This is a genomic window from Dyadobacter sp. CY261, from assembly GCF_021440085.1.
In the GTDB taxonomy this organism is placed as follows: domain Bacteria; phylum Bacteroidota; class Bacteroidia; order Cytophagales; family Spirosomataceae; genus Dyadobacter.
Genome location: NZ_JAKCPW010000002.1, coordinates 70,347 through 81,530, shown reverse-complemented (window position 1 = coordinate 81,530; position 11,184 = coordinate 70,347). Strand labels below are relative to the sequence as shown.

The 11,184-nt window shown below is 46.9% G+C and carries 9 protein-coding genes; 2 read left to right on the top strand and 7 right to left on the bottom strand.

Features of this window, described 5'->3' with window-relative positions:
• Nucleotide 1: 1 nt before the first annotated feature.
• Nucleotides 2–418: a type II 3-dehydroquinate dehydratase gene (gene aroQ / locus LZD49_RS07680; protein ID WP_234666759.1), complete on the bottom strand. Its 417-nt coding sequence runs from the start codon at nucleotides 416–418 to the stop codon at nucleotides 2–4.
• Between the two features lie 34 nt (nucleotides 419–452).
• Here aroQ and xerD point away from each other — a divergent pair, with 34 nt between their 5' ends.
• Nucleotides 453–1,349 (top strand): site-specific tyrosine recombinase XerD, encoded by an 897-nt coding sequence (gene xerD / locus LZD49_RS07675; protein WP_234666758.1) that lies wholly within the window; start codon nucleotides 453–455, stop codon nucleotides 1,347–1,349.
• 4 nt (nucleotides 1,350–1,353) lie between these two features.
• On the opposite strand, the gene LZD49_RS35790 is transcribed toward xerD, so the two are convergent.
• The gene (locus LZD49_RS35790) at nucleotides 1,354–1,476 is read right to left on the bottom strand and encodes a hypothetical protein (RefSeq protein WP_310590474.1); all 123 of its coding nucleotides are present in this window, start codon (nucleotides 1,474–1,476) and stop codon (nucleotides 1,354–1,356) included.
• An 85-nt stretch (nucleotides 1,477–1,561) separates the two neighbouring features.
• Nucleotides 1,562–2,068, bottom strand: a complete 507-nt coding sequence (locus LZD49_RS07665; protein ID WP_234666756.1) for a histidine phosphatase family protein — start codon at nucleotides 2,066–2,068, stop codon at nucleotides 1,562–1,564.
• A 199-nt stretch (nucleotides 2,069–2,267) separates the two neighbouring features.
• Between LZD49_RS07665 and sppA the strand changes: the two genes are divergently transcribed.
• Nucleotides 2,268–4,034, top strand: coding sequence for a signal peptide peptidase SppA (gene sppA, locus LZD49_RS07660; RefSeq protein ID WP_234666755.1), 1,767 nt, complete (start codon nucleotides 2,268–2,270; stop codon nucleotides 4,032–4,034).
• A 48-nt stretch (nucleotides 4,035–4,082) separates the two neighbouring features.
• Here sppA and LZD49_RS07655 read toward each other — a convergent pair whose 3' ends face one another.
• From LZD49_RS07655 to metH, 4 genes are all read right to left on the bottom strand, one after another.
• A complete protein-coding gene (locus LZD49_RS07655; protein WP_234666754.1) occupies nucleotides 4,083–5,006 on the bottom strand; it encodes a YihY/virulence factor BrkB family protein in 924 nt (307 codons plus the stop codon).
• Between the two features lie 143 nt (nucleotides 5,007–5,149).
• Entirely contained in the window at nucleotides 5,150–6,388 is a 1,239-nt protein-coding gene (locus LZD49_RS07650; protein ID WP_234666753.1) for a NupC/NupG family nucleoside CNT transporter, read from the bottom strand.
• A gap of 95 nt (nucleotides 6,389–6,483) precedes the next feature.
• Nucleotides 6,484–7,032, bottom strand: coding sequence for a nuclear transport factor 2 family protein (locus tag LZD49_RS07645; protein ID WP_234666752.1), 549 nt, complete (start codon nucleotides 7,030–7,032; stop codon nucleotides 6,484–6,486).
• Nucleotides 7,033–7,233: 201 nt separating this feature from the next.
• Nucleotides 7,234–11,058: a methionine synthase gene (metH, locus tag LZD49_RS07640; protein WP_234666751.1), complete on the bottom strand. Its 3,825-nt coding sequence runs from the start codon at nucleotides 11,056–11,058 to the stop codon at nucleotides 7,234–7,236.
• Between the last annotated feature and the right edge of the window lie 126 nt (nucleotides 11,059–11,184).

Sequence of the window (11,184 nt, the reverse complement as noted above, 5' to 3'; positions counted from 1 at the left end):
ATCACTGAAAGTACCTGACCGCTAACTCATATCCCTTCAACCCCAATCCGCAAATCATGCCTTTACAACGCGCCGTGAGATAGCTATGGTGCCGAAACGACTCGCGTGCATGGATATTTGAAATATGAACCTCCACTGCTGGTGTCGTTACCGACGAAAGTGCGTCGGCCAGGGCTATGGATGTATGCGTGTAGCCGCCAGCATTGATCACGATCCCGTCGAATGAGAAACCTACTTCGTGAATCTTGTCGATCAGCGCTCCTTCGTGGTTGGATTGATAATAATGCAGCTCCACATCAGAAAAAATACCTTTCAATGCTTCGAAATAGTCCTCGAAAGATTGATTTCCGTACACGCCAGGTTCTCTTTTGCCCAAAAGATTCAGGTTAGGGCCATTCAGGATCAATATCTTTTTCATTTGCTTTGTAGCATTAATCATTTCTTCCTTCGCTATGTGGCAAAGCTACATCAAACATTTCAAAAATTACCTCCGTCTCGAACGCTCGCTATCCGGCAATTCGGTGGAGGCATATGTGCGGGATGTGGAGAAGCTTGAAGAATTTCTGGAATTGAATAAAATGGCCCTTGCGCCCGCCCGTGTGCAAGAGGAGCACTTGTCGGCTTTTTTGAAATACATCGCCGAGCTCGGTCTTGCCGCACATTCACAGGCCCGGATGCTCTCCGGGATCAAGGCGTTTTTTAAATACCTCTTAATGGAAAACGAGATCACCGAAGATCCGACGGAACTGCTTGAGTCTCCTCACCTGCCGCGGAAGCTTCCTGATGTATTGTCGTATGAAGAAATTGAGACCATGCTCGATGCGATCGATCACTCTACCCCGGAGGGCACACGAAACCGGGCCATTATCGAAGTACTGTACAGTTCGGGTTTGCGCGTTTCGGAACTGACAGGCCTACAACTTACCAACTGCCATTTCGATATCGGCTTCTTACGTATCATAGGGAAAGGAGACAAAATGCGCCTGGTGCCGATCGGAAAAGAAGCTATTAAGTACACGCAAATTTACCTGGATCACGTTCGTGGCGAGATCGCTCCACAGAAAGGAAGCGAAGACATTGTCTTTCTGAACCGCCGCGGCGGTCAGCTTTCACGTGTTATGATTTTTCTGATGATTAAGGACACGGCCGAAAAAGCGGGCATTCACAAAAACGTTAGTCCGCATACCTTCCGGCATTCATTTGCAACGCATTTAATTGAGGGTGGTGCCAGTTTGCGTGCGGTGCAGGAAATGCTCGGGCACGAATCCATCACTACGACGGAAATCTATACCCACCTTGACAGGGATTATCTGAGGCAGATTATCACCGAATTCCATCCCCGTAGTTAAGCCACTACTTCTCCACTTCTTTGAGGAGCGAGTCCAGTTTCAGCGAATCTGCATCCGGTGTCGCTCCCGGCAATGCCCTTTTCAGTTGCTTTGGCCTATTCCATGGCGCAGTTGTCCGACTCGACATGTCATATGAGATGTACGCAAACAACGCTACAAAAGCGATAAAAACGACGATGAATATTGTTCTGTTACGATTTGGCTTCCCCATTTCACTCTTCTTCTCTTACCTGCTTCGGCGTCTTGTAAAGCACCAGATCACCGGTTTTTGCAGATATTTCTTCCCATTCCTGATCTTTAAACTCTATAAAAGCCGCGCTTCCCTTTTTCATTGAACCAATACTGGCACCCGACAAATACTCCGCAAAATAGGTAATATCAGGATTGTGCCCGAAAAGCAACAAAACAGAATGCTCCTTTGGAACTGTCGTGACCGCTTGGAGGTACGCTTTCGGGCCGCCGTCGTAAATGCCCGCCTGCGTCTGAATGGCATTCACCGGAACCTCATACTGAGCTGCGACGATCTCCGCTGTTTTGAATGCGCGGGAAGCAGGGCTCGACACAAAAATATCGGGTTTAATACCCTCCTGAACCAGCCATTTCCCCATTACCAGCGACTCCGACAGACCTTTGTTGTTTAGATTCCTGTCAAAATCCTTAATCCTGAAACTCTGATCTTCGGCGGTCGCGTGGCGTACTAGAATGAGGGTCTTTTTCATTTACTGATTTTTTTTCCAAAAGTAAATAATCTGCTATTGTAAAACTGCTCAGAACGTCCGAAAAATTGGAACGGCCATTTCAACCACTTAATGGGCGCAAACTACCTTTTGACATTATTTCATCGACAAACCGCGACAATTAATATGTAATTTTGTTCCTTGATCAACTTATAAAGAAGAAATCCATTAGCAATATATTATGTTACAATTCCTTAAATATGTCCTGGCGACATTCGTAGGCATCATCCTCTTTCTTTTCCTTTCCTTTTTTATCCTTGCCGGCATTGGTTCCTTGTTTTCTTCGGAAGAAAAAGTGTCGCTCGACGACAAGTCGGTGCTTAAACTGGATCTTAACCAGCCAATTCAGGAAGTGGGTGTCGATAACCCCCTGTCAGAATTTGGAGTGCCATTCAGCGGTGAAGAAAATGTGGTTGGACTAAAAGACATTCTGGAAGCATTGAAAAGCGCCCAGAAAGACGATAAGATCAAAGGCATTTACCTCAAAACAGAAGGCCCGGAAGCGGGTTGGGCCACTTTGGAAGAAGTCCGGAACCAGCTGCTGGAATTTAAAAAATCGAAGAAATTCATTGTTACCTACGGCGAGAGCTATTCCGAAAAAGGATACTACATCGCTTCCGTTGCCGACAAGATTTACCTTAATCCCGCAGGCGGCATCGAATGGAACGGGCTTTCCGCGGAATACAGTTTCTTCAAAGGCACATTTGATAAGCTTGAAATCAAACCATTGGTATTCCGTGTAGGCGAGTTCAAAAGTGCCATCGAGATGTTCTCGCGCCAGGACATGAGCGAAGCTAGCAAGAAGCAGTCTATCGAATTGATTGGCGCTATTAACAACAACTTCCTGAAAAACATTTCGGCATCTCGCAACATTCCGGTCGAAGAATTGAAAAATCTCGCTGACTCGCTGGCAGTTGATAATCCTAAATCCGCGTTGAAATACAAATTCGTAACTCACCTCGGCTACCAGGACGAGCTTGAAACTATATTGAAAAAGGAGCTAAAAGTTGAAGAGAAAAAAACGATTTCTTACGTTGGCGTGAATAAATATTTGCAGGGTGCCAGCTCGACGGAGTCAGGCGATTTCAATACGCGCGTGGGTGTGCTGGTAGCAGAAGGGGAAATTACCGGCGGTGAGGGCGGCAACGGAAATATCGGTTCGGAAAAATTTGTTAAAGAACTGAAGGAAATCCGCGAGAACGACAAGATCAAAGCGGTCGTGATCCGCATCAACTCGCCCGGCGGCAGCGCACTGGCTTCCGACGTCATGTGGCGTGAAATCCAGCTAACAGCTAAGAAGAAACCGGTAATCGCTTCGATGTCCGACGTGGCAGCTTCCGGCGGCTATTATATGGCCATGGGATGCGATACGATTGTTGCTCAGCCGAACACCATCACAGGCTCTATCGGTATTTTTGGATTGATATTCAATGTAACCGATTTTATGAACAATAAACTCGGAATCACTTTTGACGGTGTAGGCACTAGCCCTCACGCCGACTGGCCTACCGCAACACGGGAAATGACTGAGTTCGAGAAAACGATGGTACAGAAAAGTGTTAACGAAGGCTATGAAACCTTCACCCGAAAAGCAGCCGAAGGGCGCAAAATGTCAGTCGAAAAATTAAAAAGCCTAGCACAGGGACGGGTATGGTCCGGTGCCGAAGCCAAACAAAATGGACTGGTCGACGTACTGGGCGGCGTGGATGATGCGATCAAGATTGCCGCAAAAGCCGCCAAACTCAAAGAAGGTGACTACCGCGTGCGGTATTATCCGGAGAAAAAACGGCCGTTCAACGAGATGATCGACAAGTTACTGGGAGATAATGAGGAAAAAGCAACCACAAAAGCCCTTGGCGACCTGGCCCCTTATGTTAACATGTATAAAAAGTTGATAAACATGGGGGGGATGCAAACCAGGATGCCATTTGAGCTGGTAATCCGGTGACAGCTTAAAACATAATCTTACAGGTCTGCAGTCAAATGCAGGCCTTTTTTATTCTACAATTTGAGCACCTGTTTTTTTATCGAGCTCCTGCCGGATAATCAGCACCGCGTGTTTGTTAGGTGCTATGGCAACACCATCCAGACGGGCATAAACCTTAGTAAATTCGGCTCCGAAATAAAGGATAATCGAAGAGTAGTAAATCCAGGTCAATAAAATAACGATGGACGCGGAGGTACCATATGCGGCTCCAAGATCAGATTGGCCCAGATAAAAACTGATGACAAATTTCCCGATCAAAAATAGAATAGCCGTAAACGAGGCACCGACGATACATTCTTTCCAGCGAAGGTCGCCATCCGGTAATACTTTGAATATTACGGTGAACAGCGCTGTAATGATCGACAGTACCAAAGCCAGATTGACAATATAAAAAACTACCACCGAAGCTTCCGAAAACAATGCTTCGAGGCGACTACTCAACAAATCGACCAATGCACTGGCACCCAGCGAAACCACCAGCAAGAAACCCAGCGTTAGGATTAACGAAAAGGAAATCAGCCTGTTTTTTAAATATTGCAACCAGCCCTTTTTGGGTTTAGCTTTAATAGCCCAAATAAAGTTGATGGAATCCTGCATTTCCGCAAAAACCCCCGTAGCACCTATCAGTAGGGTTCCGATGCCCATAGCAGCCGCCACTCCCGACTTATTCGACAGTTCGGCATTTTTAAGGATTTCCTGTAACTGAGAAGCCGCTGACGCGCCTACGAGCCCGCTGATTTGTCCGAACAATTCTCCCTGAATCGCATCCCTGCCAAAGAAAATACTAAAAATCGAAATGATGACCAGCAGCATCGGTGCCAGCGAAAATATCGTGTAATAGGACAATGCGGCACTGAGTTTCATTCCATTATCATTGAGGAATTCGTTAAAGCTGTCTTTAAGTAAAGACCAGAAGAGTTTGATGCGTTTCATAATCAATTGATGCATTTGCGTGTTAATTAAGGACTTCTTAAAAATATTTGTGCCAAAAAAGCAAATACAGGTTAAGTCGGCAATGCCACAAAACAAAAAAAGAGCACCTGATGTGCTCTTCCTGCTAAAGAATATCTCTGACCCTATAAAAGCAATCCAGCCAATGTTGCCGACATATAAGAAGCTAACGTTCCGGCAATTAACGCTTTAAATCCCAAACGAGCCAGGTCGGCCCGGCGCGCAGGGGCTAATTCTCCAATCCCTCCAACCTGGATCGCAATGGAACTGAAATTAGCAAAACCGCACAACGCAAAGCTGGTAATGACTATGGTTTTGTGATCAAGCGTGTCTTTTATTTTAACCATATCGAGGTAAGCAACGAATTCATTGATCACCATCTTAGTACCCATTAACGAACCGGCCGCTTCAATATCCTTGGCGGGAACGCCCATTGCCCACGCGAAAACGGAGAATATCTTGCCCAGAACAAAATTGAAACTCAATTGCGGAAATGCAAAAATTCCGCCGATGTAACCCAGCAGGTAATCCAGCAATGCAACCAACGCGATAAATCCGATCAGCATCGCTATTACATTAAAGCCGACTTTTAAACCCTCTCCCGCTCCTGCAGCAATGGCATCGAGCAAATTCGCGTGTGTCTTTTGGATTTCAAGTTTGACCATTCCCTTCGTGTCTGAATGGATAGTCTCAGGAAACACGATCTTCGAAATAACCAATGCGCCGGGAGCAGCCATCAAACTGGCCGCGATAAGATATGGAGCCGGCACGCCGAGTGAAATGTAAACCGCCATTACCCCGCCGGCAATACAGGCAAAACTTCCGGTCATCGAAGCCATCAGCTCCGAATTGGTCATGTTTTTCAGGTATGGCTTGATCATGATCTGTGCCTCTACCTGGCCCACGAACGTACTCGCCACATTAGAGAGCGCCTCAGCCCCGCTCACGCCCATAAGCCAGTATACCCCACGCGCAATGACCGATACGACACGCTGCATAATACCCAAATGATAGAGAATATTTACGAGCACAGCCACGAAGATGATTGTAGGGATTACTTTGAAAAAGAAAACGAAGTCGTTCCCCGGCCCGAATGCACGCTGCATGAGATCGGGCCGTACGAGTGTACCGAAAACGAAATCGGCACCTTTATCTGAAAAAGAAAGTAGTTTCTGGACCTTTTCACCCAGCCATTGAAAGACAGACTGGCCAATGTCGGTTCGGAGGATAAAGACTGCAAGCCCAAATTGAAGGCCCAGGCCAACGGCGACGGTACGGTAGTTGATAGCCTTTCTGTTGTTCGACATTGCAAAGGCAATGCCCAGGATCAATACGATACCCAGCAATCCGGTAAATCTCTCCATGCGCAGTTTGTTGTCACCTTTAAACCAAAGCTGCAAAATAACAACAAATTAGTTGGATGGGCGCTACCAACTCAAAATATCAGGAAGAGAGGCAACTATTTAGCCGTTTTGTCTGATTTTGCAACAGATGCGATAGGGTCGGCGTGGCGATGAGCAATCTTCCAGACATTATTTTCTTTCCGGAAAAGTATTGTTACATGAAGATCAGCCCTGCGGCCGTCGGCGAAACGATAATGTTCTTTCTGGATAAGATAACCTTGGGTCAATTCTTCCTGGCTAGCGATTTTTTCGAATGTGTAAACCACTTCCTGCGCAGGAACGTGGCCCGCATTATTGAGACTCGCCTCCACGGCACTCCATCCTTTTGAGTCGGCATTTCCAACGCCGCCGAAGATCGTAACATCATCCCGATGCGACCATAAAGATTTAAATAGTGCTGGATTGCCTTTGGCCAATTCGTGATTGGCCTTTTGAAGATCCGCAACAGCCGCGTCCATGGATGATTTTACCGCACCTTTTGGATAAGCAGGACTGTCATAACCGGCGGTAATGACGGGTTGTGTGATCGCTCTAGTCTTCGTCCTATATTTAAAGGACGAAGCCAGAAGGATCAGGAGAATGAAGACAGAGATATTTCTTTTCATGGCTAATAAACTATTAAGTTCTCACTTAAGGTAATGCAAATATCCGCTGTAAAATATTTAGAAAATAGCGTATAAATACCCGATTGAAGTGCGGTATACCACCTAATTACGCCGTTCTGATAAAAAAATTATATTTCAGGCACAAAAAAAGGAGAATAGTAACGAACTATTCTCCTTTTGCACTTTTCAAATATTTGAACCTTAATATCCCAGCACCGGTGAAAGCCATTTTTCGATCTCTTCGACCGGCATGTTTTTGCGGCGCGCATAGTCTTCTACCTGGTCTTTATAAATCTTTCCAACCGGGAAATAGCGACTGTCAGGATGTGAGAAATACCATCCACTGACACTGCTTGCAGGATACATAGCAAAGCTTTCCGTGAGGGTAATGCCCAACTTTTCGGCATCCAGCAAATCAAACAAGTCACGTTTCTCTGTGTGATCAGGGCAAGCCGGGTAGCCCGGTGCAGGACGGATACCCTTGTATTCTTCCTTGATTAATTCTTCATTTGTGAAGCTTTCATTTTTGGCATAACCCCACAGTTCCCTCCGCACTTTTTCGTGCATCAGTTCGGCCAATGCCTCCACGAGACGGTCGGCAAGAGCTTTAACCATGATACTGTTATAATCGTCATGATCTTTCTCAAATTTTTCGAGCAAAGCTTCGATTCCAATGCCCGCTGTAACCGCGAAACCACCCACGTAATCGGTATGACCGGATTCCAGCGGTGCCACGAAATCGGACAGACAGTAATTTGGCAAATTCGTGGCTTTCTGACTTTGCTGGCGCAAATGGTGCAATACCGCGGCAGTATCCGCTATCAATTCGCCGGCATTCAGGTTTTCAACTCCTTGCTGACTGATCTTATATTCGATGTGTTGATGCGAGCCATGACGTTCGCACAGCACTTCGCGGGTCTGTTCATCAAAATGGTGCAGTACAATGTCGTCGCCGATTGAGTTGGCCGGCCAAAAGCCTACTACCGCACGGGCCTTCAAAGTTTTGTCACGGATGATCTCTCCTAAAAGAACAGCGGCGTCCTCGAACAATTTCGTCGCTTCTTGCCCTACAACCTTGTCTTCAAAAATTTTCGGGTATTTACCGTGCAACTGCCAGGTTTGGAAGAAAGGCGTCCAGTCGATAAACTTCGAAATCTCGGCCAGATCATAATCGTCGTATACCCGCGTGCCCAGGAATTGCGGCTTCACCGCCTTAAACTCGCTCCAATCGATCTTTACTTTGTTACTCCTGGCATTTGCAATGGTCACGTGCGCCTTTTCACCGCCTCGTTTAGCGTGATCATCACGCAGTTTAGCATATTCCGCCTTGATATCAGCCAATACTTCTGCCTGGCTTTGCTCGCTCTGAATAAGCTTCCCGGCAACTGGCACCGAGCGCGATGCATCAAGTACATGGATTACGGCCCCTGAGTAATTTGGATCGATTTTCACGGCCGTATGAATGCGGGAAGTAGTTGCACCACCGATTAGCAAAGGGATCTTGAAATTCCTGCGCTCCATTTCTTTGGCAACACCTACCATTTCATCCAATGACGGAGTAATCAATCCCGACAAACCGATAATGTCTACCTTATGCTCTTCGGCTGCTGCCAGAATTTTGTCTGTCGGCACCATCACGCCCAGGTCGATGATTTCGTAGTTATTGCAACCGAGCACCACGCCGACGATATTTTTGCCAATATCGTGCACGTCGCCTTTTACCGTCGCCATCAAAATCTTGCCTGCTGAAGAATTCCCTTCCTCTTTTTCAGCTTCAATAAAAGGTTGAAGATAGGCCACTGCCTTCTTCATCACCCGGGCTGACTTCACGACCTGTGGCAGAAACATTTTACCTTCTCCAAAAAGATCGCCGACGATGCTCATGCCATCCATTAAAGGACCTTCAATTACTTCCAGCGGGCGGCTGAACAAATGACGGCATTCCTCGATATCTTCGTCTACATAATCTGAAATACCTTTTACTAATGCATGTGAAATACGTTCTTTAATAGGAAGCAGTCTCCACGAAAGGTCAGGCCCGCTCTGTGTTTTGCCTTTGTCCTTTACCGTTTCCGCATAGCTTACAAGTCGCTCGGTAGAATCAGGGCGGCGATTCAGCAGCACGTCTTCCACCAGCTCCAAAACATCCTTTGGAATTTCATCATAGATACCGATCTGACCGGCATTTACGATACCCATGTCCATACCGGCCTTAATCGCGTGGTAAAGAAACGCCGTGTGGATCGCTTCACGAACCGGCTCGTTTCCACGGAAACTGAACGAAACGTTGGATACCCCACCTGAAACCTTCGCATGCGGAAGGTTCCCTTTGATCCACCGCACGGCATTGATAAAATCGACGGCGTAATTATTATGTTCCTCCATTCCCGTTGCAACGGTCAGGATGTTAGGGTCAAAAATGATGTCTTCTGGCGGAAAACCAACTTCGTCCACAAGAATTCTATAAGCGCGTTCGCAGATCTCGATGCGGCGCTCGTAATTGTCTGCCTGCCCTTTTTCATCGAAAGCCATGACCACCGTTGCAGCACCATAACGCAAAACTGTCTGTGCCGACTCTTTGAATTTCTCTTCCCCCTCTTTGAGAGAAATCGAGTTTACGATGGATTTCCCCTGCACGCATTTCAAGCCCGACTCGATCACCTCCCATTTGGAAGAGTCGATCATCAACGGCACTTTAGAAATATCAGGTTCGGAAACGATCAGGTTCACGAACGTTTTCATCGCTTCTACGCCGTCGATCATACCTTCGTCCAGGTTCACGTCGATTACCTGCGCGCCGCTTTCTACCTGCTCGCGCGCGATGCTCAATGCTTCGTCGTACTTGCTTTCCCGAATCAATCGTGCAAACTTCTTGGAACCCGTAACATTACAGCGCTCTCCGATATTCACGAAGTTGGTTAATGCATTAATTTTTACCGGTTCGAGGCCCGACAGTTTCATCACCGTCTCGGTCTCGGGAAGTGGTCTCGGCGCATATTTTTGAGCGGTTTCAGCGATTACGCGGATATGGTCCGGCGTAGTTCCGCAGCAACCTCCAATAATATTGACCAGGTTATCTCTTAGAAATCCATCAATCACCTCGCCCATTTGCTCCGGCGTTTCGTCATACTCACCCATCTCGTTGGGCAGCCCCGCATTTGGGTGGGCAGAAGTATAAAACGGCGATTCCTTAGCCAGGATCTGAACATAAGGACGCATCAAATCAGCCCCTAATGCACAGTTCAGACCAACCGATAGCAGAGGTAAATGTGACACCGAGGTTAGAAAAGCTTCTGTGGTTTGACCAGAAAGCGTTCTTCCCGAAGCATCCGTAATGGTACCCGAGATCATGATCGGCAATGCCTGCCCCGGTTCGATTTTCCAGGATGGAAGATGTTCTACCTTGCCCGCCTTCGCATCGGCAAAGAACTGATCGATCGCAAAAAGTGCCGCCTTTGCATTCAACGTATCAAAAATCGTTTCAACAAGCAGCAGGTCGCAACCTCCATCGGTCAGGCCCTTTACCTGCTCGTAATAGGCCTCCACCAACTGATCAAAACTGATCGCGCGGAATCCTGGATTGTTTACATCTGGTGAAAGTGAGGCCGTACGGTTGGTTGGACCGATAGAACCAGCAACAAAACGTGGTTTATGCGGCTCGCGCTCCGTAAATTCATCCGCTACCTGCCTGGCTAGCCGCGCTGATTCGTAGTTGAGTTCATATACAATCTCCTCCATACCGTAGTCGGCCATGGCAATGGTCGTTCCCGAAAATGTATTGGTTTCGGCAATGTCCGCTCCTGCCTCGAAATAGGCGGCGTGTATTTCCTTGATAATGTCGGGACGCGTCAGTGAAAGCAAATCATTGTTCCCTTTCACATCACGCGACCAGTCCGCGAACCGTTCCCCCCGGTAGTCGTGATCCTGCAATTTATACCGCTGGATCATCGTACCCATAGCTCCATCCAGTACCAAAATACGGTTTTTCAGAATTTCGCGGATATCTGCTTTTTGAGTTGCTACCATAAGTGTTTTAATATATGATTATCATTTCGCCGGAAAAGCACATGCTTTTGAATTGACAAATTTAAGTTAATAGATGTTTTGTTCAATTAAATTGAAAAATTTAGATTAAAAGTCTAACACTTCCAG

Coding starts and splice junctions, on each gene's coding strand:
- aroQ (WP_234666759.1), bottom strand. CDS start 418: ATGAAAAAGATATTGATCCTGAATGGCCCTAACCTGAATCTTTTGGGC.
- xerD (WP_234666758.1), top strand. CDS start 453: ATGTGGCAAAGCTACATCAAACATTTCAAAAATTACCTCCGTCTCGAA.
- LZD49_RS35790 (WP_310590474.1), bottom strand. CDS start 1,476: ATGTCGAGTCGGACAACTGCGCCATGGAATAGGCCAAAGCAACTGAAA.
- LZD49_RS07665 (WP_234666756.1), bottom strand. CDS start 2,068: ATGAAAAAGACCCTCATTCTAGTACGCCACGCGACCGCCGAAGATCAG.
- sppA (WP_234666755.1), top strand. CDS start 2,268: ATGTTACAATTCCTTAAATATGTCCTGGCGACATTCGTAGGCATCATC.
- LZD49_RS07655 (WP_234666754.1), bottom strand. CDS start 5,006: ATGAAACGCATCAAACTCTTCTGGTCTTTACTTAAAGACAGCTTTAAC.
- LZD49_RS07650 (WP_234666753.1), bottom strand. CDS start 6,388: ATGGAGAGATTTACCGGATTGCTGGGTATCGTATTGATCCTGGGCATT.
- LZD49_RS07645 (WP_234666752.1), bottom strand. CDS start 7,032: ATGAAAAGAAATATCTCTGTCTTCATTCTCCTGATCCTTCTGGCTTCG.
- metH (WP_234666751.1), bottom strand. CDS start 11,058: ATGGTAGCAACTCAAAAAGCAGATATCCGCGAAATTCTGAAAAACCGT.